Source organism: Pirellulales bacterium (genome assembly GCA_035499655.1).
Classification (GTDB): Bacteria; Planctomycetota; Planctomycetia; order Pirellulales; family JADZDJ01; genus DATJYL01.
The window spans coordinates 1-20,193 of sequence record DATJYL010000035.1 but is presented as its reverse complement, the minus strand read 5'-3'; the positions used below and the strand labels follow the sequence as shown (position 1 = coordinate 20,193).

Sequence of the window (20,193 nt, the reverse complement as noted above, 5' to 3'; positions counted from 1 at the left end):
CAGTTCGACAAAAAAGGGAAAGCCACGGCGCCGGTGAACGAATTAGAGATTATTTCGCCGCAAGCGGCGATGGGCTCGCTCCGCTCCGAAGTGACCGGAAAAAAAGAGGCCAACGATGATCCAGGTGGTCTGATCATCGGTCATATCAAAAGCATCAAAAATAATTCGCTGACCGTGCAGACCCCCAACGGAACTTACTCGGTCGATTTAGGAGCCAATCCGTCAATCAAAGTCAATGTCAGCGATCTGCGTTTGGCGCAGGTGGGGGACAAAGTGGACGCCAAGGGAGTTTATTCGCCGCAGGGTTTGGCGATGGCCGATGAAATCAAAGTTACGCTTTCCACTCCCTTGGGCGAAGGCCGAAAGAAGCCGAGCGCTAAAGTCGGCAATTCCGGTACGGCGAGTACAAATAAATGAACGCTGGGCGGTGGGCGTCGGCCCGTTGTTTGCAGGCTCTCGCTGGTTCTCAAATTCCGCTGCGGCCCAGCGCATCAATGAGACTGCCGATCGTGCCGGCAAGCGCCGGATGGCTGTCTTCAAACTGACGAGCCGATTCGCCGAGCCGTCGCATCAGCGGTTTGGCAGCGGGCGAGGTTTTATTTTGAAGGGCCCGTTGAATTTCCTGCATGGCCGCGGACAGATTGTCGCGGGCGGCGGGATCCAGCGTGTCGATTTCCGCCAATTGCCCGTGCAATTGTTCGAGCGTCGCTTTTAGTTGTTCGGTATTGGTCGACATGGCGGCAACTCCAGCAGGGGTGAATGACCATCCCGTGCGATCACGCCAAAATTATAGGGTACAAAGTGCGCAGATTGCCAGAGCCACGAGACTTCGGCCGTAACTCTGTTCAGGAAGCTGGTGCAACCGTTATGCTGGGAACTCGAAAGGCTTAGGAAATTTAGGCCCTGCGGTTCGTAATTACTGATGGGAGGATTTTATGTCGACTGCCATCCTGCCCCCCACCCAGCGACCGGCGTGGAAGGCGCTGGTGCAACATGCCGAGCAAATCAAAACCACGCATTTGAGAAAATTATTTGCTGACGATCCAAACCGCGGCACACGGCTGTCGCAAGAAGCCATCGGAGTGTATTTCGATTATTCGAAAAACCTCATCATCGACGAAACACTCAAGCTGCTGCTGCACCTGGCCGAGGAAAGCGGACTTTGTCAGCGCCGCGACGCCATGTTCGCCGGCGAAAAAATCAACATTACCGAACGCCGCGCCGTGCTGCATGTGGCGTTACGGGCCCCTAAGAGCGAAAAGATTTTTGTCGACGGGCAGGACGTAGTGCCTGAGGTACACAAAGTGCTGGATAAAATGGCGGCGTTTTCTAACCGCATTCGCTCCAGCGAGTGGCGTGGCCACACCGGCAAGCCGATTAAAAACATCATCAACATTGGCATCGGCGGCAGCGATTTAGGCCCGGCCATGGCGTACGATGCGCTGCGGTTCTACAGCGATCGCAGCCGCACGTTTCGCTTTGTTTCGAACGTCGACGGCACCGATTTTGCCGAAGCCACCCACGACTTGGACCCCGAAGAAACGCTGTTCATCATCTCGTCCAAAACGTTCACCACGCTGGAAACGATGACCAACGCCCACACGGCCCGGCAATGGTCGCTGGCGAAATTGAAGGACGAAAAGGCGGTAGCCAAACACTTCGTGGCCGTTTCCACCAACGCCAAAGAAGTGGCCAAGTTCGGCATCGACACGGCCAATATGTTCGAGTTTTGGGATTGGGTCGGCGGGCGCTACTCGTACGATTCGGCCATCGGCCTGTCGCTCATGATTGCCATTGGCCCGGACCGCTTCCACGAAATGCTGGCCGGCTTTCACGCCATGGACCAGCATTTCCGCACCGCGCCGCTGGAGAAAAACCTGCCCGTGCTGCTGGGGCTCATCGGCATTTGGTACAACAATTTTCTCGGCGCGCAATCGGTGGCGATTTTGCCGTACGACCACTATTTGGGCCGGTTGTCGGCATATCTCGAGCAGCTCGACATGGAGAGCGACGGCAAAAGCGTCGACCTGGATGGCAACCGTGTGAACTACCAAACCGGGCCCATCGTATGGGGCACGCCCGGCACCAATGGTCAGCATGCGTACTACCAGCTGATTCATCAGGGGACCAAACTCATTCCCTGCGACTTCATCGGCTTTGAGCAAACATTGAATCCGCTGGGCCGGCACCACGAGCTGCTAATGGCCAACTTTTTCGCCCAGACCGAAGCACTGGCCTTCGGCAAAACCCGCGAACAGGTGATTGCCGACGGCGTGCCTGACTACCAAGTGCCGCACCGGGTGTTCGAAGGGAACCATCCGACAAACACGATTGTGCTGAATAAACTGACCCCGGAGGCGCTGGGAAAAATCATCGCCCTGTACGAACACAAAATTTTCACGCAGGCAGCGGTGTGGCGCATCAACTCGTTTGATCAATGGGGTGTAGAATTAGGCAAGGTGTTGGCGATGCGGATTATTCCAGAACTGGAAGACAAAACCGCCCCGCTCAAGCACGACAGCTCCACGAATGCGCTGATTGGGCGTTACCGGCAATCCGGGAGTAAGTGATTTAAACCGCATAGACGCGAAGACGCAGAGTGAAGCATTTTTATAAGGAACACAGGAAGTTAGGAATTCAGGAAAGGACATTGGCAAAAAATTGAAGGCGTAACTTGGTAGTTGTTGCGGCATACTTGATTCAGAATTTCTATTTTCCATTCCTGCATTCTTGGCTTCTTTATAGTTTTTCTTTTTGTCCTCTCTGTGCCTCTGCGTCTCTGCGGTAAAACTAAACCATGATCGAACTTGCTCCTTCAATTCTCGCGGCCGATTTTACTCGCCTGGGCCAGCAAGTTTCCGACGCTTTGGCTTGCGGCGTGAAGCGGATTCATTGCGACATCATGGACGGGCAGTTCGTGCCCAACATTTCGATGGGGCCGTTGGTGGTGCAAGCGATTAAGCCGATTGTCGCCAAGATGGGTGCGATGATCGAAACGCACCTGATGATCGAGCAGCCGGATCGCTACATTGCCGATTTTGTGCAGGCCGGCGCGAATTTGGTAACCGTGCATGTAGAGACGTGTCCCCATTTGCACCGCACGCTGCAGCAAATTCGCGAATTGGGCGCACAGGTTGGCGTGGCGTTGAACCCGGCCACGCCGCTGGTAATGCTGGAAGAGATTTTGGGCGACGTCGATTTGGTATTGGTGATGACTGTCAATCCGGGCTTCGGCGGACAGGAGTTCATTCCCGAGAGCGTGGATAAAATTGCGCGGTTGAAAAAGATGCTGGCGGCGAGCAAATCGTCCGGCCGCAGCAGTTCGCAATCTCTTGACGTGCACATCGAAGTCGACGGCGGCATTCACACGGGCACGATTGCCGCGGCCGAGAAAGCCGGCGCAACATTGGCCGTGTGCGGCACCGCGGTCTTCAACCGCGAAGCCAGCGTGGCCGACAACATCGCAGCGCTACACAAAGCGGCGAGTTTGTAGTTTTTTTGCCGTTTTCTGCCGGCATTGCGTTGGGCTTTTCCACAAAAAATCGTTGCAATCGAGTGCAGACGGTTTACAATCGGGTGACTCTTTCGTGGGAGGCCTGAATGGTAGGAATGAATCTAACCGTGTTATTGCGCGCTGACTGCCGCTTGATGTTGGCGTTCGTATTAGCCTTAGCGTGGTCACCTAACGCCGGAGCCGATACTAATTGGATGGGCACCACTGGCAGTTGGTATACTGATGGAAATTGGGACAGTGGTGCGCCGAATTCGTCGGTCAACGCCAACATCAATAACGGGGGCACGGCGCAAATTGGCTCCAGCAGCGCGTTCGTTAGTTTTTTGAATTTAGGGCAGTCGTCGAGTCAAAGCGGTTTGGTTTCGCTCACTGGCGGTTCCCTAACTGCCGACGACGAACAAATTGGCGTGGCAGGGTCAGGCACGTTCACGCATTCGGCCGGAGCGAACAATTTCACTGCTTCGGGAACCTTGGTGTTGGGCGCGAACACCAATTCCACGGGCATCTACTATCTCTCCGGCACGGGCGCCATTAACCCCAATCTCTCTGGCGCGGCCTTTGAATATATCGGCGAGGGAGGCAGCGGCACGATGAATCAAAGCGGCGGATCCAATAGCGCCACGACCATCTACATGGCCTCGGGCAGCATCAACACCAGCGGCAACTATAATCTTTCCGGCGGCACGTTGAGCGCCGCCATACTCTACATTGGCTATCAGGGTACTGGCGTCTTTTCCCAAACGGGCGGCTCGTTCAACATTTCCAATACTCTTTCACTCCTCACCACCGGTTCGAGTTTGAGCATTGCGAATGCAGCGGACACCGCAGCAACGTTGAACAACAACGGCGTACTAACTTTGGCTGGCGCCACGGCCACTGCAACGGCCGGCGCGCTGAGCCTTTCCGGCAATTACCACCAAACCAACGAGCTAGACATTGGCCTGGGTGGCCCCAATGCCGGAACCGACTACGGCGCGCTAACCACCACCGCTTCGGCTTCGCTGAGCGGCACCCTGAAAGTTACGCTAACCAACAATTTTATTCCCTTCAACGGCGAGACATTTAACATCATCAGCGCCCAATCGCGAACAAACACTTTTTCACAAACCAGTTTACCAACATTTTCCGGCGGCCATTTCAATCTGAATTACACCTCAACTGGCGTTACGCTGACAGCCGTTGTTGTGCCGGAACCCAATACTCTGGTGCTATTGGGAATGGCACTTCCCTTTGCACTGCGGCGAATTCGTAACGGGCGTTTTAAAGCTGCTGCCACATAAAGCCGCGACCGTTGGTCGCGCAGCCCTGCCAGTCGACGTTAACTTACACTTCAGCGCGACCAACGGTCGCGGCATTATATCATCATTTCCAGCGCCGCGCCACTGCAACCAGCGTGCGTAGCATGCAGGCGCTGGCGCCGCCATCAGACCAGGGCTTGGGTTTTTCCAGAAATGCCGGTCCGGCGATGTCCAGGTGCGTCCACGGCACATCGTGCACGAATTGTTCTAAGAATTTCGCGGCGGTGATCGCCCCGCCCCAGCGGCCCTCGCCCACGTTTTTGATGTCGGCCACGTCGCTTTTGATTTGCTCGTCGTAAATTTCCGGCGTCATGGGCAACTGCCAAGCAGGTTCGCCGACACGACGGGCGGCATCGAGAACTGTATCGCACCACGGTTGATTGTTCGTCATCGCGCCGACAGTTTCGGTCCCCAGCGCAACCATGCAGGCGCCGGTGAGTGTGGCCAGATCGATGATTTTCGCCGGCTTTTCGTCCAAAGCCACGTTCAGCACATCGGCTAGCACCAGCCGGCCTTCTGCGTCGGTGTTGTGAACTTCGATGGTTTTGCCGCTGCGAGCCGTGAGCACGTCGCCCAATTTGAACGCCGCCGGGCCGGTCATGTTTTCGACCAAGCCCATCAGGCCAACGACGTTGATCGGCAACTTTAGCCGCGCGATGGCTTGCATCGCGCCCAACACCGTGGCAGCGCCGGCCATGTCGCACTTCATGGTTAGCATGCCATCGGTCGGCTTGAGTGACAATCCGCCGGAATCAAACGTAACGCCTTTGCCCACCAGCGCCAATTTCGGCGCATCGGGGCTTCCACCATGGTAACGCAAAATCACTAGTCGGGCCTCACGCGCCGAACCGCGGGCGACAGCCAGCAACGATCCGCAACGTTCTTTTTCCAGACGGGCTTGATCCCAAATTTCGCAAGCCAAATTATGGGCTTTGGCTACCTCACGTGCCTGCGTGGCGAAGGTTTCCGGGTAAATGTTGTCGGGAGGCTCGTTGACGAGGCGGCGGGTGAGATTCATGCTTTCGCCAATGGCAGTACCGGCGGCAAGTGTTTTTTCATCACTGCCGGCCCATAAAATTTCGCCGAACGGCTGCCGCTTTTTTTCGGCTCGATATAAATCTTGTCCTTGGCAGCCGACAATGGCGCCGGCGACGGCCGCTTCAGTCTGATCCGCCTTGGTGTCGCCCAGAAAGAAGGCCACGGTTTTGCGTTTCTTGCCGGCCAATTGTTTGGCGGCTGCGGCCGCAGCACGAAAAGAAACGCCGGGGTTGAATTTTTCACGCTCGCCCAAACCGACGACCAATAACTGGCCCGCTGCGATTCCCGGCGGAGCCAACAGGGGCGTCAGTTCAAATTTTTTGCCGGCAATTTCCTCGCGTTCAATGAGCTTGGAAAGCAGGCCGTCGGTGGCCTTGTCGGCTGCGGCCACGGCGGGCGGTGCTTTGCCGTCAGATGGTTTCTCGTTGGCGAAAATACCCAGCACGACGGCGTCGGCGGCCGTTTGGGCCAGCGGCGTTGAGCAAAGTATGATGTTCATGCCGGTGATTTTAGCGGATGGACCGCTGTTTCTGCAGGCCCCGGTGGATAAACTTGGAAAAGAAGCGATCAGCCGGCGATGGAATAACAGCTCATGGGTTACCGCAATTTACGTGAATGCATTCATGATTTGGCCGCCTCGCGCCAATTGGTGCGGGTGGACGAGGAAGTCGACGCCAATCTGGAAGCTGCGGAAATTCACCGCCGGGTGAATCAGGCGGGCGGCCCGGCCGTGCTATACACACAGGTGAAGGGGTGCACATTCCCAATGGTGTCGAATTTATTCGGCACTATCGAGCGGGCCCGATACATATTTCGCGATTCGCTGGATAGCGTGCGGCGGCTTGTCGAAATGAAAATTGATCCCCGCGCTGTGTTGCAAGAACCCTCGCAATGGTTGGGGGCGGCCCGAACGGCGCTCACGCTGTTGCCCAAACGTGTGAAGAGTGGCCCGGTATTGGAGCATGAAACCACGATCGACCGACTGCCGCAGCTTAAATGTTGGCCGGGCGATGGCGGCGCGTTCATCACGCTGCCGCTGGTTTATACCGAAGATGCCAACCGCCCCGGCTGGCGGCATTCGAACTTGGGCATGTATCGGGTGCAGCTTTCCGGCGGCCAATATCGGCTAAACGAAGAAGTTGGCTTGCACTACCAAATTCATCGCGGCATTGGCGTGCATCATGCAGTTTCTGTGCGGCGGGGAGAACCATTGAAAGTGACCATTTTTGTCGGCGGAGCGCCGGCCATGATGTTGGCCGCAGTGATGCCGCTGCCGGAAGGGTTGCCGGAAATTTCGTTTGCCGGCGCGCTGGGGCGGCGGCGGATTCCACTGATCGATCCGGATTCTACGCTGGCACGCTTACCGATTTACGCCGAAGCCGATTTCTGCATTTGCGGCTCGGTCGATCCCCACCGCACTTTGCCCGAGGGGCCGTTTGGCGATCACTTGGGTTATTACAGTCTGGCGCATGAATTTCCGGTGCTGCGTGTGCAGCGGGTGTATCATCGTACCGGCGCGATTTGGCCGTTCACCGTAGTCGGCCGACCGCCACAGGAAGATACCGTCTTCGGTCAGTTGATTCACGAAATCAGCGGGCCGATTATTCCGACAGTGATTGCCGGCGTGCGGGCCGTGCATGCAGTCGATGCAGCCGGCGTGCATCCGCTGCTATTGGCCATCGGCAGCGAGCGCTACACGCCTTACTCCGAGCCGGGCCGACCGCAAGAATTGCTCACGCAGGCAAATGCCATTTTGGGTCAGGGACAATTGTCGCTTGCCAAGTATTTGTTTATTGCAAACAGCAGCGATGATCCGCAATTGGATGTTCGCAACGTGACCGCGTTTTTTGCACACGTGCTGCGGCGAATCGATTGGCGGCGCGATTTGCATTTTCAAACTTGTACGACCATCGACACGTTGGATTACTCGGGCGGCCGGTTGAACGAGGGTTCCAAAGTCGTGATTGCGGCCGCGGGGCCGGTGCGGCGGGAGTTGCCGACGGAACTGCCAGCCGATTTGCGCTTGCCCCATGGATTCAGAAATCCGCGAGTTTGCTCGCCCGGCGTGTTGGCGATTGAGGGACCGAAATACGCGCCCGGCGGCGAAGTTGATAAAACCATCACGGCGTTTTGTGCAGGAATCGGGCTGAGTGAATCGATCAATCAGTTCCCGCTGATTGTGGCTGTCGACGACAGTGCGTTCACCGCGGCTTCGCTGGCCAACTTCCTGTGGGTCACATTTACGCGCAGCAATCCGGCGGTCGATATCGACGGGATCGGTTCGTTCACCGAAAACAAACATTGGGGTTGCACGGGGGCGCTGGTGATCGACGCCCGGCTCAAGCCGCATCATGCCCCGCCACTGGAACCCGATCCGGAAGTGGTCCGACGGGTCGACAAATTGTTTGCTGCCGGCGGTCTGCTGCATGGAATCGGCTGAGTGCGGCGGACGTGCTAAAATTACGAGCATGGCAACACAAACCTACATCTTGCTCGGGTGGCTGTTCGTCCTGGGGGCGATTATCGGCAGTTTTTTGAACGTGGTGATTTATCGGCTGCCGCGGGGCTTGAGTTTGCAGCGCCCCGGTTCGCACTGCCCAAAATGCGGCCACGCGATCCGCTGGTACGACAACGTGCCGGTTTTTGGCTGGCTGTGGTTGCGGGGCCATTGCCGCGATTGCGGGGCGACCATTTCGGCGCGCTATCCACTGGTGGAATTGACGGTCGGCCTGATGTTTTTGGCGCTGGGCTGGATCGATTGGGCCGGGCCGCAGCAACGGGCGCTTGAAGCGGATGAGGTCGCGGCGGTTCAAGCCGCTGTCCAAGCCGCGCCGCATATCGCTCCAACAGACCTTTCGCACGGCAAGCTGGCAGCACTTCCGTATGCTGCGAGATTTACGTATCATCTGCTGCTGTTGTGCGTGCTGTTCTGCGCGGCGTTGATCGACATCGACGGTCAGCTGCTGCCGCGACGGTTGATCACGTGGCCCGCCGGCGTCGGAATTTTATTGGCGATGTTTTGGCCGACGGTGCAAGCGTTTCCACTGTGGCATTCCCTGCCGGCGGCTCCGGAGTGGATTAGCTTTCGGGCTTTAGCAACATCGTTCGTCGGCATGCTAATGGCGGTAATCATGCGGTTGGCGGTTCTGGATCACATGGGTTTGAAGCGGCCGCGCGAAATGGGTTTGTTAAACAGCACCTTGGCGCTGTATGCCGTGGGCGCGTTTTTGGGCTGGCAGGCGGTGTTGGTGATTGGCGGGTTGGCGAATACCTGGTCGTTGGCTAAACCATCAGCGCCCACAAAAAATGTGCTTGCGCGAATTCAGCCCACGGCCGTGGTGTATTTCGGCGCGCTGGTCTGGTGCCTGGTGGAAGGGCCACTGGCTGCGTGGGTGCATTCGTGGTAGCGCCATCGTTTGCGAAAACTACGGCTGCTGGGGCGGCGTGGATGACGTGATTTTTTCCCAGATGCCGATAACGGCGGGCGGATATGTATGCACATTCCACTGGTGGGCTTGGGGGAGCGTGGCGAAATCGAACCGTGTATCGGCTTCCAAACAGAAGATGCTTAGGGGCAAAGCGCGTTCGATCAGGCCATTCACCAACGCGAGCATTTCGTCGGTGTGCTGAATGTAGAAATCGTACGGCGGCGAACAAAACACAAGCCAGGGTGTGGCGGGCAACTGGGGCCAGCGCTGGGGCCACAGCAGCGTGTTGGCCGGCAGAATCGTACATTGCGCTTCCACGCCCAATGCCGCTGCATTTTGCCGGAGAATATCGGCCGTGGGAAAATGCCGCTCGACCAGCGTAGCGCCAGCGGCGCCGCGGCTGATGGCCTCCAACCCCAACGCGCCGGTTCCGGCAAACAGATCGACCGCGTGTTTGCCCTTCACGGCATCGGCTAGCAGGTTGAACAGGCCCTCGCGGGCCCGATCTTTCATGGGTCGGGTGCGAGGATCGCCGGTGTAAATGAGTTTCCGTCCGCGCAGCGAACCGCCAATAATCCGGGGGGGCGAATCGGATTTCGACTGCGGCGTTTGAGATTTTGGCGGTTGGGTGGGCACGCAATTCTTCTCCCGGCGTTCGGCGGCAATTATGTTATGGTACGCTATACCGCAGGGATTGCCCATCGTTGCGTTACAACTAGAGACGTGCTTGTTGCGTACTAGATAAGGGCTGCGGGTTAGAATAAGTTCATGCCCAATCATATTTCCGAAGTTCGAGCACCGCTGAGAACCGTCACTATGAAACGCTGGGGAACGCTGGTCCTTGCCGGTTTAGTGTGGTGCGGAACCCAGTTGCCGCTAATGGCGGCAGACACAGTCGCTGCTAAAAGCGATGGCAAGCAATCCAGTGCGGCCGATGCCAGCGGAAAGCCGACGAACGCGGACGCGGGGACGGAATATCGCCAATTGTTGGACCAGTGGCGGGCGGCGCTGGCCGTTGTGGCCAATGTGCAAGCGCAACTTCGGGTGGCCGGGCCGCAGAAACCAGATGCTCTTGCAATACAGTATGCCACGGTGGTGGCTCAAGCCGATGCTTTGGTGCCGCCTTTGCAAGCCGCCGCGGAAAAGGCCTATGCCGCGGACGACAAAAATCCAGAGTTGGGTTTGCTGTTGTACAACATGGCGGTGAATAATTTGCGAATCGACAATTACGAGGAAGCCTGGCAACTGGCGAAGCTGCTGATCGATCATCACTATTCGGACCAAAGCATTTATCGCGTGGCGGCGACCACGGCCTTTGCCACGATGCGATTGGACGAGGCAAAAAAATATCTGGAAGCGCTGGGGGGCGGCAATATTCCGAACGAGGGCGATTTGAAAGCGCTGGAGGCCGAAATCGAGCATTATCGCCCCATGTGGCTGCGAGAACAAAAACTGCGCCAAGCGGAAACCAAAGCCGATGACTTGCCCCGAGTAAAATTGCATACTACGAAGGGGGACATCGTCTTGGAATTGTTCGAGAGCGAAGCGCCCAACACCGTGGCCAACTTCATCAGCCTGGTCGAGAAGGGACTGTACGACGGGACGCAATTCCATCGCGTGCTGCCGGGCTTTATGGCCCAAGGGGGTGATCCGCTCAGCAAGGACGCCGAAAAAAATATGGGGCGCATCGGGACCGGCGGCCCGGGTTACACCATTGCTGACGAATGCAAATTGCCCAACCACCGCGAGCATTTTGCCGGCACGCTCAGCATGGCGCACACGGCGGCGCCTGACTCCGGTGGCTCGCAATTCTTCATCACGTTTGCTCCCACGCCGCAACTGGACGGGTTACATACCGTGTTTGGGCGAGTGCTCGAAGGAACGGATGTGCTGACGCGGCTCCAGCGAATCAATCCCGACTGGGAAAGGGACCATCCGTCCAGTGTGCCGGTTGACAAAATTCTCAAAGCCGAAGTGCTGCGCAAGCGCAATCATCCGTACGAACCGAAAACGATCGAGCAAAAATGATATTTTGATCGTTTGATTCGCAGCGTTAAACTACATAGGCGGTGATCATGGATGCGGTTCCACTGGCGATTGGCTGCTTGCCGCTATCGGCCTATTTATTTTTCGTGGGGATGGTCAATTTGCGCCGGCGGCCAACGGTGGTTGCAGGGCACGCCGATGTCGCAGGATTGGCGTTCGCAGTGTGTGGCCTGGTGATCGTGGGGCCGATGAATTTGTTTTTGCCCGCTTCGGCCGCAGTGCGCTTTGGTCCGTTCGCATGGTGCCTGCTGTTGGGTTTTTACATTCTTTGCGTGCTGCTGTACGCAATGTTAGCTCGACCCCGCTTAGTGATTTTCAATATTACGCCGCAGCAACTGCGACCGGTGCTGGAAACGGCGGCGCGGCGACTGGATAGCGACACCAAACTGGCGGGCGATGCCCTGCAATTGCCGCAAATGCAAATGCAGTTTTATCTTGATGTCGTGGCGACGATGCGAAATGTTTCGATCGTGGCCATCGGCAACCGTCAAAGCTACGCAGGCTGGAAACGCTTGCAGTACGAATTGGCGTCGGATTTGGCTGCTATCCAGACCACGAGCAATCCTCGCGGTTTTACGTTTTTAGCTTGCAGCCTGGCGCTGTTCGGTTGGCCTCTAGCGCTGCTGTTGCATACCACGCCGCCGGAAGTGGCCCAACAACTGCGAGATATTCTGCGGATGTAAGCGCTTCAGCCATCAAGTAAAAATGGAAGCAATTGGCTGGGATACAGTTCACAATTCCACGATGAACAGGGCCACGGTCTGATAGCATGTCCTGTTCTGCGCCTGGGGATAGCAAATTTGCCATGAACTTATCCGTGGTCTGCGCGACGTAAAGATAGAAAGCTACCGTGGTCGAAGAGGGAACTTCCAGATGGATGATGGCCGGATGGCGCAAGTTGAGGCCGTTTATCGCAGCCACGCTCCCGCATTGTTGCGTTATTTGCAACGAAACTTTGCCTCCTGCGCCTGTGCCGAAGACTTGCTTCAGGAAACCTTTCTGCGCTGGCTGAGCCGGAGCGAAGCCGAACAGACCACCGCTTCGCCGCGGGCATTTTTGTTCGGCATTGCGCGGCATGTGGGCCTGACGGCGGCGCGGCGGTCTCGGCGGAAAACGACAGAAGCCATTGGCGAAGTGGCCGCCCGGCCGCAGACAGAAACCGATGCCGATTTGCAACGCATGCAGACGGCCATCGCCACGCTTCCCCAGCAAATTCGCGAGACGTTGGAGCTGCGCCTGCGTGATGAACTGTCGTACGAAGAAATCGCCGCCGCGCTGGAAATACCCGTTGGCACCGTCCGTTCCCGGCTGCACAACGCCCTGCAACTGCTGCGCGCTGCAATGACCTAGTTGTGCGAAAACGGACAGGTGATGACAAAGCATTAACCTTGCGAGACGACATCATGGAACTGCAAAAATTTGAACCGCTGTTGTTGGATTATGCCCTGGGCGTCACGACGTCGGAAGTTTCGGCGTTGATCGAGGCCTACCAGGACAAAGACGCGGATGTGCGCACCCAACTGGAACAATGGCGGGGCGTGGCCCAATTGGCGCGCCGGGTGATTCCAACGGAAGAGGCCGTAACCGTGCCGATTTTTCCCCGGCAATTGTTGCAAACTGCTGGGCGAACCATGTGGTGGCGGCGGGCCGCAGTGTGGGGCGCGGCTTTGGCGGCGTGTTTGGCTGTGGGCTTTTTTGCGGGGAGTGTAAGCCAGCGTCATTCTGAGGCGTTAGCTCGCAGCAGCCTGTCAGCAGGAAGCCTTGTGGCATCGGCGCCGGCCGTCGAGCATTTGCCTGTCGCTGCCGTAGAAAATTTCGGCTCGCCGTCGTGGTGGCAGGCTATGGCTCAGCGGAGCGCGGATCGGACAATTCGATCGCCTTCATATTCGATCAAAAATCTGCCGGTTCTATTCCATCAACTTGGAGGATGATGATGATGCGATATCTTTTCCGGACCTGCTGCTTGCTGGCGGCGGTTTTCATCGGCGGCTGTGTGGCCCAACGAGTGGTCTGGTCGCCGGATGGTAAACTCGCCGCAATTTTAGGCGACGACGGGCTGCATGTGTGCGATGTTTCCGGAAAGCTATCGCCGCTGCTGGTGCCCGATGCAAAATACGCGGCTTGGATGCCCGATTCTCAGCGGTTGATCGTCGATAGCAAGCATGGCTTCCAAACTTGGCAAGAAGCCAGCAGGGCCTTTCCCGAAGATGCCGCGGTGGCTAGCAAAAACGCCGAAGCAGTGCGCACCGAGTTATTGACGGCCAGCCATGGATGGTCGGCATTCATCGACGATGTAACGATAAAACTATCGTTGACCAATATCCAATTGACGATGGCACTGATGAACTTGCGCGACAATTCGGATCCCAAGGCCGTTGCAACATTGGCTGCTAAGCTGAACCACGAAGGCCAAAAAGCATTCGCTGAGCAAACAATCATAGAAGACGTAGTTCAGATTTACACCATCGACGGTGACAGTGCCGTCGCCGGGGCTGAAATTGATCGTCGCCAAAGCGCCGGGGTAGGCGTCAAGAATTTGCGCGTTTCGCCAACCGGTGATGCGGTGCTGATTTCCTGGAGCGAACAGGGTTCGACTGAAAACGAACAAGAGCCGCTAAAACTGTTGCTGGTGCCCACGGACGGCTCGAGAAAAAGTTACGAAGTAGGTCAGGGCGCGGAATATCCCGATTGGTCGCCGGACGGAAAATATGTGATTTACATCACGCCGGCCGATTCGAAAAAACACCTCATGCAGATCATGGTCGGAATCTTGTCGCGACAGCAAGTTGTGGACGAGAATGGGCATTTTTTAGACGCCGGGCACTTGCCGGATCGCGAAGATTTGGCGGGCTTTATCTACAACGAGCTGTCGCGAGTTCGGGTGGCTAAAGACGGGCGCATTTTCTTTGACACCATGGAAATTTCCTTGCCGGCGGCGGCGAAGGATTTTGATACAGAGCCGATGATTTTTTGCTTCGAGCCGGGCAAGCAATCGACGTTGACGCGTGTCGTACCACGCAGCGCGGTACAAACCATCGGCAACGATGCGCAATATTTTGAATTGAGTCCCGATGCCCGATATATTTCGATTCCCTTCGATGATGGGCGCGTTTCGGTGCTCGACATCGCCACCGGTGAAGCACAACTTGTGCAACTGGGGGTAGCTTCGCCGGGCAATAATCAGTGGCATCTCGAAAGTATCCCAGCCTGGCGGACGGCGACGGAATTAACCTTTATGCGGCCGGTTGATTCGACGAGCCGCGAAGTCGTGCGATATTCGGTTCCTGATAAAAAAGCTACCGTGATCAGCACCGACTGGCCCGCCAGCTTGGGCGACTGGCTTACAGGAAAACAGCCCTCGTCAGCGACAAATGATTCGACTGCCCCATCGAGCAGAACTGTTCCGGTGCCTTCGACAGAAAAATGATGCTTTTTTTCTACAGACGGCGCTGATGAGATTGTTGTAAAATAGTCGTATGGGACACATTTTCGCTGACATCCAATTAAGCAATCCTCGGCAGCCGCAGTTGAAGCCGGTGCAGGCAAAGGCATTGGCCGATACAGGCGCGTTGATGCTGTGCATCCCTCGGCATGTGGCGGTGCAACTGTCGCTGGATACGGAGTCTGAACGAGAAGTTGGTTTTGCCGACGGTCGCAAAGAAAAAGTGCCGTATGTTGGCCCGGTACGGGTGGCGTTTGAAAATCGCACTTGTTTTGTCGGGGCGCTGGTCCTCGGCGATGAAGTCTTGCTTGGCGCCGTCCCAATGGAAGATATGGATTTGGTTGTCTCACCCAGCCGGCAAGCGATTACCGTAAATCCAGATAGTCCGAATATTCCGCACGCGCGGGTTAAGCCTCTAAATAAGAAATGGGTATGAGTCCGACAATTTTGCGGTATGGCGCGTACCGCTTATACTTTTTTTCTCGTGAAGAGCGGCGAATCCATGTGCACGTTCAGCATCCCGATGGAGAAGCTAAATTTTGGTTGGAGCCGCGCATCGAATTGGCCTAAAATTTTGGGCTGACCGCACGACAACAAAAAGCCGCCTTGAAATTGATCAAGGAACACAAACATGAAATCCAAAAAGCTTGGAAAAAACATTTCGGCGGTTGAAGTCACCAATGTTTCCAAGCATGGATTCTGGCTACTGCTGCAAGAAAAAGAACATTTTGTTGCGTTTGATCAATTTCCCTGGTTCCGTGACGTTTCGATCGGGCAACTAACCAACGTGCAACTTCCCAGTCTGCACCATCTTTATTGGCCGGAACTCGACATCGATTTGGCCGTAGAATCGCTCAGCAATCCAGAAAAATTTCCGCTGGTGAGTGGACAAAGTAACAAGCGGCGAAGCAAATAGTAACTGAATAGATATTTGCAGTTCAATCTTTCCGAATCTCAAAGGGCGACATCATACTGATGCAACCAGGACAGTGCGATCTCAATGAGTTTGAGCTAGCCATCTTGCTGCATCTTTGCGAGAAGCATTGCTCGCTTCGTCCATTTATTGACCACCTTCGGGTCCTTAGCCGCGAGTTCACCGGTGTTGGGAGCTATACAAAGTTGCGGAGTCTTCACTCTGGTATGGAATTGGGCGAGCAGAAGATGATGTTAGATACATCTATTTACCTGCCCAGCGTACCGAGCGGGTTAGGGGCAATGCTATTTTGTAAAAATGGGGTCCCCAACATACTCGAGATTTATACGTATGGGGACGAACATTGGGATGGCATTTTTGATGGATTTCAAATCGTTTGCAAAAATTGAGTAGCACATCGGATTATCCCTGTGGTATTTTTTGTATCCGTTTCTTTTGTTGTTTCTCCTCTCGCATTTGCCGTTGCACTTCTGGCGGCAGCAGGGTGAAGCGGATGCGGAAGGCGCGGTGGCCGGCGGCTAGTTGTTGCGGATACAGCTGCTCAATTTCGTGCCGCAGGGCGGCGGCGGAATCGAAGCCGTCCAAGCGGGCATCTTCATCGGTCAGCACCGCTAAAGCGACTTCATCGACCGCCGCAATTTGGACGTAGCCGGCCCCGGGAATGTAGCTGCGTTGGCCGGGCTTCATTTTGCGCCACTTCCACAAGCGGACGGTTTGCGTTTTCCGTCCTTGGCGAATGGCGTCCAGAAATTTTTTTTTGAAGAGCAGCACGACCGTCCGTTGAAATGTGAAATGCCGTGGAGCGAAGACTTACTAATAATCGTCCCCTTCGTCGTACAACTCGCTGAAGTCGTCGTCTTCGTCCGGAAGATGCGCAGCCCGACAAGTATCTTCCAGCGAAATGGTGTCGACGGCCGCCACCATCACATTGCCCTGCCGGAAGGGTGTTGCCGAAAGCATCTCCGCCGCCATTTCGTCTCCGTACATCACGCGGAGAATGACCGAGCCGACAGTCAGCAGGTCGCCGGACATTAGCGGCGCCGTTTCGACACGGCGACCGCCTACGGAGGTGCCGTTGAGCGAACTCAAGTCACGGACCATCATCTGGCCATGATCGACGAACAATTCGCAATGCAGGCGACTCACCAGAGCATGCACTAACTTCAGCTTGGCTTCGCGCCCCCGGCCAATGGTGACGGGTAAAGTTACGTCGTATTCGTTGGGCTGGGTCTCAGGCTGGAGCACCACAAGTTTTGCTTGCATGGGCACCCTCGTGCGACGACTGCCGTGATAGCAACGGCTTGGTACGGTTTGCAGGGGAGTTGAGAACCCTTGATTCGATGGGCGGGTCTCTTCGATCCGCTCTGGAAGTCTACTATATGGTGCGGATTTGCCTGCTGCAACGTTGTGAGGAACGGGGATCTGGATTGAGGAGAAGGGGCGAGAGAGTGGATTGGAATGCCGACGGGGCTTTGTCATTTCCGGCTGCTGGGGGCTTGACGGAAATGCCCTTGCCGCCCTAATTTAACAGCGCGTGCCGATTGCCCTTGCCACGACTCCGGCGGGACCTATAATCCCGTGGTTTTGTGCCATTCGGCACATGCTAGCTGGGGGCGCCAGAGTCATTTCGCAGCGCAATTCCCAAAACGGCAAATGCGGGCGTAGCTCAGTTGGTAGAGCACCACGTTGCCAACGTGGTTGTCGTGAGTTCGAATCTCATCGCCCGCTCTTTATTTTTTATTTAACCGAAACAGCTCGGAAGTTGAACCTCGAAACCGCACACCCACACACATTATCATGGCGGATACCGAAACCCCCGACGCACCAGACGCCGAAGCTGCGGAGCGCCCGCGGCTGAATTTGGAAGTAAAAATCGACGCGCCCAGCGCGTGCCAGCGTCACGTGACGGTGAAAATTCCGCACGAAGATGTGGAGCGTTATTTCGACGAAGCCTTTGGCGAATTGATGCCGGAGGCGCAAGTGCCTGGTTTCCGCGCCGGGCGCGCTCCACGGAAATTGGTGGAGCACCGCTTCCGCAAGGAAGTGAAAGACCAGGTGAAAAGCAATTTGCTGCTGGACAGCATGTCGCAACTAAGCGACGAGCAAAAACTGGCCGCCATTAGCGAGCCGGACGTTGATCTATCGGCCGTCGAAGTTCCCGATGAAGGGCCGATGACTTTTGAATTCAACATTGAAGTGCGGCCCGATTTCGACCTGCCGCAATGGAAAGGCTTGAGCCTTGAACGGCCCACGCGAGATTTCACCGACAAAGATGTCGACGCCCAAATGCAACGCATGCTGACCCAGCGCGGCCGGCTGATTCCGCATAGCGGCGCCGCCCAGCCGGGCGATTATGTGGTGGTGAACATCACGTTCCAAGACGGCGACAACGTGATTTCGAAGACGGAAGAGCAAACGCTGTGCATCCGGCCGACGCTCAGTTTCCGCGACGGAAAAGTCGAAAAGTTCGACAAACTGATGACCGGCGCCAAGGCGGGCGAAACCAAAACCGGAAAAGTGAAGCTTTCCGACAACGTGCAGAACGAGGCGCTGCGCGGCAAGACCATTGCCGCCGCCTTTGAAGTTTTGGAAGTGAAAAAGCTGGAACTGCCCGAGCTTACCCCCGCCTTCCTGGAAGAGCTGGGCAATTTCAAATCGGAAGATGATTTGCGCACCGCCTTGCGCGACGAATTGCAGCGGCAGTTGGAATACCACCAACAGCAACGGGCTCGGCAGCAAATTACCCAGGCCTTGGTAGCCAGCGCCAATTGGGAACTGCCGCCGGAGTTGCTCAAACGGCAAGGACGGCGCGAGCTGGAACGGGCCGTGTTGGAGCTGCGCCGCAGCGGATTTAACGACGATCAAATTCGGGCTCACGAAAACGAGCTGCGTCAAAACAGCATGGTTTCCACCGCGCGGGCCTTGAAGGAGCACTTCATTTTGGAGCGGATTGCGGAAGAGGAAAAAATCGAGGACCAGCCGCAAGATTACGAGAGCGAAATCCGGTTGATTGCCGCCCAAAGCGGCGAAAGCGTCCGCCGGGTGCGGGCGCAACTGGAAAAGCGCGGCCTGATGGATATTCTGCGCAACCAAATTATCGAGCGTAAAACCATCGATTTGGTTTTGAAGCACGCTAAATTCAAGGATGTGCCGTTTAAGCCGGAATCGTTGGAAACGGAAGCCGTCGATGAAGCGGCCGGCGGCGAGGAAACCGAGGAAGCTATTCCCGAAGCCAAACAGGCAGGCGAGGCGGAGCCTCTACACGAACCGAAGGAGCGTGTATAGAATTCCCCCGGACCAGCGTTCCGCGGCCCAAAATGCGGCCTGCGTGACGTACAGTAACAGGTGGGAGTGCGGTTCGCAGACGTAGTTTTGCCAGCAAGGATGAACGCATGGAATCTAGCCCGATTGTTCCCGATCAATTTCTTTCCGCAGTCAGCCCGAAGCTCAACTACCGCGATTATCAGCGGCAGCGAATGCTTACGCTGGGCGATTTGCTGTTGGAAAACCGCATCATTCTGCTGCAGGGAGAAATTTTCGACGGCAACGCCAGCGAAGTGGTAATGAAGCTGTTGTATTTGCAGAGCGAAAATCGCCGCAAAGACATCCACTTTTACATCAATTCGCCCGGTGGCAGCGTCACCGCCACCATGGCTGTGTACGACACCATGCAAATTCTGTCCTGCCCCGTGGCCACTTATTGCGTGGGCCTGGCCGCCAGTGGTGGAGCTGTGTTGCTGGCCGGCGGCAGCAAAGGGAAGCGCTACGCCTTGGCGCACGCCAAAGTGATGATCCACCAACCTTACGGCCAAGTCGGCGGACAAGTTTCGGACATCGAAATTCAGGCCGACGAAATCCTCAAAACTCGCGAGGCGCTCAATCACATTTTGGCCCATCATACCGGCCAGCCGATCGAGCGCATCGCCAAAGATACCGACCGCGACCGTTACCTCACCGCCCCGGAAGCCAAAGAATACGGCCTGGTGGACGAAGTGTTGACCAAACCGCCCGCGCTAACCGACGAGGAGGATGCGAAATGACTTTGATTCCCTTCGTCATCGAAAAAACGGGCCGCGAAGAGCGGGCGATGGATATTTACAGTCGTCTGCTGAAAGACCGTATTATTTTCCTGGGCACGGCCATCAATGACGAGATCGGCAACGTCGTTGTGGCCCAATTGTTGTTTTTGCAATCGGAAGATCCCAAGGCCGACATTCACTTGTACATCAATTCGCCTGGCGGCAGCGTGTCGGCAGGTTTGGCCATTTATGACACGATGCAGTTTGTCACGTGCGACGTGGCCACGTATTGCATAGGGCAAGCCGCCTCGATGGGCGCCGTGTTGCTTACGGCAGGCGCCAAAGGGAAGCGTCGCGCATTGCCGAATGCCCGCGTGATGATTCACCAGCCGTTGGCCGGGGCCGAAGGGACGGCGGAAGACATCATGATTCACGCCAAGGAATTCAAAAACGTGAAAAAGCGGCTCAACGCCA

At 56.2% G+C, this 20,193-nt stretch carries 21 protein-coding genes and 1 tRNA gene; 17 read left to right on the top strand and 5 right to left on the bottom strand.

Annotated features, from left to right (window positions below; translation table 11 throughout):
• Positions 1-417 (top strand): hypothetical protein (locus VMJ32_02365; protein HTQ37840.1); only part of this gene is annotated, 417 nt, incomplete at its 5' end.
• A 49-nt stretch (positions 418-466) separates the two neighbouring features.
• On the opposite strand, the gene VMJ32_02360 is transcribed toward VMJ32_02365, so the two are convergent.
• On the bottom strand, positions 467-736 hold the full coding sequence (locus VMJ32_02360) for a DUF4404 family protein (protein ID HTQ37839.1): 270 nt from the start codon (positions 734-736) through the stop codon (positions 467-469).
• A 199-nt stretch (positions 737-935) separates the two neighbouring features.
• On the opposite strand from VMJ32_02360, the gene pgi reads away from it, so the two are divergent.
• The 3 genes from pgi (at position 936) to VMJ32_02345 (ending at position 4,794) form a co-directional block, all read left to right on the top strand.
• Positions 936-2,570 carry a glucose-6-phosphate isomerase gene (pgi, locus tag VMJ32_02355; protein ID HTQ37838.1) on the top strand — a complete coding sequence of 545 codons (1,635 nt, stop codon included), beginning with the start codon at positions 936-938 and terminating at the stop codon, positions 2,568-2,570.
• A gap of 227 nt (positions 2,571-2,797) precedes the next feature.
• Positions 2,798-3,493, top strand: a complete 696-nt coding sequence (rpe, locus tag VMJ32_02350; GenBank protein HTQ37837.1) for a ribulose-phosphate 3-epimerase — start codon at positions 2,798-2,800, stop codon at positions 3,491-3,493.
• Positions 3,494-3,609: 116 nt separating this feature from the next.
• Complete coding sequence (locus VMJ32_02345) at positions 3,610-4,794, top strand: hypothetical protein (GenBank protein HTQ37836.1); 1,185 nt, start codon at positions 3,610-3,612, stop codon at positions 4,792-4,794.
• A gap of 82 nt (positions 4,795-4,876) precedes the next feature.
• Here VMJ32_02345 and VMJ32_02340 read toward each other — a convergent pair whose 3' ends face one another.
• Positions 4,877-6,349, bottom strand: coding sequence for a leucyl aminopeptidase (locus VMJ32_02340; protein ID HTQ37835.1), 1,473 nt, complete (start codon positions 6,347-6,349; stop codon positions 4,877-4,879).
• A 93-nt stretch (positions 6,350-6,442) separates the two neighbouring features.
• Here VMJ32_02340 and VMJ32_02335 point away from each other — a divergent pair, with 93 nt between their 5' ends.
• The gene (locus tag VMJ32_02335) at positions 6,443-8,290 is read left to right on the top strand and encodes a UbiD family decarboxylase (protein HTQ37834.1); all 1,848 of its coding nucleotides are present in this window, start codon (positions 6,443-6,445) and stop codon (positions 8,288-8,290) included.
• Between the two features lie 28 nt (positions 8,291-8,318).
• Positions 8,319-9,257: a prepilin peptidase gene (locus VMJ32_02330; GenBank protein HTQ37833.1), complete on the top strand. Its 939-nt coding sequence runs from the start codon at positions 8,319-8,321 to the stop codon at positions 9,255-9,257.
• Between the two features lie 18 nt (positions 9,258-9,275).
• On the opposite strand, the gene VMJ32_02325 is transcribed toward VMJ32_02330, so the two are convergent.
• Positions 9,276-9,914: an RsmD family RNA methyltransferase gene (locus VMJ32_02325; protein ID HTQ37832.1), complete on the bottom strand. Its 639-nt coding sequence runs from the start codon at positions 9,912-9,914 to the stop codon at positions 9,276-9,278.
• 180 nt (positions 9,915-10,094) lie between these two features.
• On the opposite strand from VMJ32_02325, the gene VMJ32_02320 reads away from it, so the two are divergent.
• The 7 genes from VMJ32_02320 (at position 10,095) to VMJ32_02290 (ending at position 15,682) form a co-directional block, all read left to right on the top strand.
• On the top strand, positions 10,095-11,306 hold the full coding sequence (locus VMJ32_02320; GenBank protein HTQ37831.1) for a peptidylprolyl isomerase: 1,212 nt from the start codon (positions 10,095-10,097) through the stop codon (positions 11,304-11,306).
• 47 nt (positions 11,307-11,353) lie between these two features.
• On the top strand, positions 11,354-12,007 hold the full coding sequence (locus VMJ32_02315) for a hypothetical protein (GenBank protein ID HTQ37830.1): 654 nt from the start codon (positions 11,354-11,356) through the stop codon (positions 12,005-12,007).
• Between the two features lie 190 nt (positions 12,008-12,197).
• Entirely contained in the window at positions 12,198-12,674 is a 477-nt protein-coding gene (locus VMJ32_02310; protein ID HTQ37829.1) for a sigma-70 family RNA polymerase sigma factor, read from the top strand.
• A 53-nt stretch (positions 12,675-12,727) separates the two neighbouring features.
• Positions 12,728-13,255 carry a hypothetical protein gene (locus VMJ32_02305; GenBank protein HTQ37828.1) on the top strand — a complete coding sequence of 176 codons (528 nt, stop codon included), beginning with the start codon at positions 12,728-12,730 and terminating at the stop codon, positions 13,253-13,255.
• 5 nt (positions 13,256-13,260) lie between these two features.
• Positions 13,261-14,751, top strand: a complete 1,491-nt coding sequence (locus VMJ32_02300; protein ID HTQ37827.1) for a hypothetical protein — start codon at positions 13,261-13,263, stop codon at positions 14,749-14,751.
• 49 nt (positions 14,752-14,800) lie between these two features.
• Complete coding sequence (locus tag VMJ32_02295; protein HTQ37826.1) at positions 14,801-15,202, top strand: clan AA aspartic protease; 402 nt, start codon at positions 14,801-14,803, stop codon at positions 15,200-15,202.
• Between the two features lie 195 nt (positions 15,203-15,397).
• A complete protein-coding gene (locus VMJ32_02290) occupies positions 15,398-15,682 on the top strand; it encodes a DUF2442 domain-containing protein (protein ID HTQ37825.1) in 285 nt (94 codons plus the stop codon).
• Positions 15,683-16,102: 420 nt separating this feature from the next.
• On the opposite strand, the gene VMJ32_02285 is transcribed toward VMJ32_02290, so the two are convergent.
• Entirely contained in the window at positions 16,103-16,471 is a 369-nt protein-coding gene (locus VMJ32_02285; GenBank protein HTQ37824.1) for an ASCH domain-containing protein, read from the bottom strand.
• Positions 16,472-16,513: 42 nt separating this feature from the next.
• Positions 16,514-16,963: an FHA domain-containing protein gene (locus VMJ32_02280; protein HTQ37823.1), complete on the bottom strand. Its 450-nt coding sequence runs from the start codon at positions 16,961-16,963 to the stop codon at positions 16,514-16,516.
• Between the two features lie 392 nt (positions 16,964-17,355).
• On the opposite strand from VMJ32_02280, the gene VMJ32_02275 reads away from it, so the two are divergent.
• The 4 genes from VMJ32_02275 to VMJ32_02260 all read left to right on the top strand — a co-directional run.
• Positions 17,356-17,428 (top strand) — tRNA-Gly (locus VMJ32_02275).
• Between the two features lie 69 nt (positions 17,429-17,497).
• Positions 17,498-18,985, top strand: a complete 1,488-nt coding sequence (tig, locus tag VMJ32_02270; GenBank protein ID HTQ37822.1) for a trigger factor — start codon at positions 17,498-17,500, stop codon at positions 18,983-18,985.
• Positions 18,986-19,092: 107 nt separating this feature from the next.
• Positions 19,093-19,740, top strand: coding sequence for an ATP-dependent Clp protease proteolytic subunit (locus tag VMJ32_02265; GenBank protein HTQ37821.1), 648 nt, complete (start codon positions 19,093-19,095; stop codon positions 19,738-19,740).
• Positions 19,737-20,193, top strand: a 457-nt coding sequence (locus tag VMJ32_02260) for an ATP-dependent Clp protease proteolytic subunit (GenBank protein HTQ37820.1), incomplete at its 3' end; no start/stop codon positions are given. The genes VMJ32_02265 and VMJ32_02260, both read left to right, overlap by 4 nt.

What these genes read in the sequence shown, in the direction of transcription:
- VMJ32_02360 (HTQ37839.1), bottom strand. Translation starts at nt 736, where the DNA reads ATGTCGACCAATACCGAACAACTAAAAGCGACGCTCGAACAATTGCAC.
- pgi (HTQ37838.1), top strand. Translation starts at nt 936, where the DNA reads ATGTCGACTGCCATCCTGCCCCCCACCCAGCGACCGGCGTGGAAGGCG.
- rpe (HTQ37837.1), top strand. Translation starts at nt 2,798, where the DNA reads ATGATCGAACTTGCTCCTTCAATTCTCGCGGCCGATTTTACTCGCCTG.
- VMJ32_02345 (HTQ37836.1), top strand. Translation starts at nt 3,610, where the DNA reads ATGAATCTAACCGTGTTATTGCGCGCTGACTGCCGCTTGATGTTGGCG.
- VMJ32_02340 (HTQ37835.1), bottom strand. Translation starts at nt 6,349, where the DNA reads ATGAACATCATACTTTGCTCAACGCCGCTGGCCCAAACGGCCGCCGAC.
- VMJ32_02335 (HTQ37834.1), top strand. Translation starts at nt 6,443, where the DNA reads ATGGGTTACCGCAATTTACGTGAATGCATTCATGATTTGGCCGCCTCG.
- VMJ32_02330 (HTQ37833.1), top strand. Translation starts at nt 8,319, where the DNA reads ATGGCAACACAAACCTACATCTTGCTCGGGTGGCTGTTCGTCCTGGGG.
- VMJ32_02320 (HTQ37831.1), top strand. Translation starts at nt 10,095, where the DNA reads ATGAAACGCTGGGGAACGCTGGTCCTTGCCGGTTTAGTGTGGTGCGGA.
- VMJ32_02315 (HTQ37830.1), top strand. Translation starts at nt 11,354, where the DNA reads ATGGATGCGGTTCCACTGGCGATTGGCTGCTTGCCGCTATCGGCCTAT.
- VMJ32_02310 (HTQ37829.1), top strand. Translation starts at nt 12,198, where the DNA reads ATGGATGATGGCCGGATGGCGCAAGTTGAGGCCGTTTATCGCAGCCAC.
- VMJ32_02305 (HTQ37828.1), top strand. Translation starts at nt 12,728, where the DNA reads ATGGAACTGCAAAAATTTGAACCGCTGTTGTTGGATTATGCCCTGGGC.
- VMJ32_02300 (HTQ37827.1), top strand. Translation starts at nt 13,261, where the DNA reads ATGCGATATCTTTTCCGGACCTGCTGCTTGCTGGCGGCGGTTTTCATC.
- VMJ32_02295 (HTQ37826.1), top strand. Translation starts at nt 14,801, where the DNA reads ATGGGACACATTTTCGCTGACATCCAATTAAGCAATCCTCGGCAGCCG.
- VMJ32_02290 (HTQ37825.1), top strand. Translation starts at nt 15,398, where the DNA reads ATGAAATCCAAAAAGCTTGGAAAAAACATTTCGGCGGTTGAAGTCACC.
- VMJ32_02280 (HTQ37823.1), bottom strand. Translation starts at nt 16,963, where the DNA reads ATGCAAGCAAAACTTGTGGTGCTCCAGCCTGAGACCCAGCCCAACGAA.
- tig (HTQ37822.1), top strand. Translation starts at nt 17,498, where the DNA reads ATGGCGGATACCGAAACCCCCGACGCACCAGACGCCGAAGCTGCGGAG.
- VMJ32_02265 (HTQ37821.1), top strand. Translation starts at nt 19,093, where the DNA reads ATGGAATCTAGCCCGATTGTTCCCGATCAATTTCTTTCCGCAGTCAGC.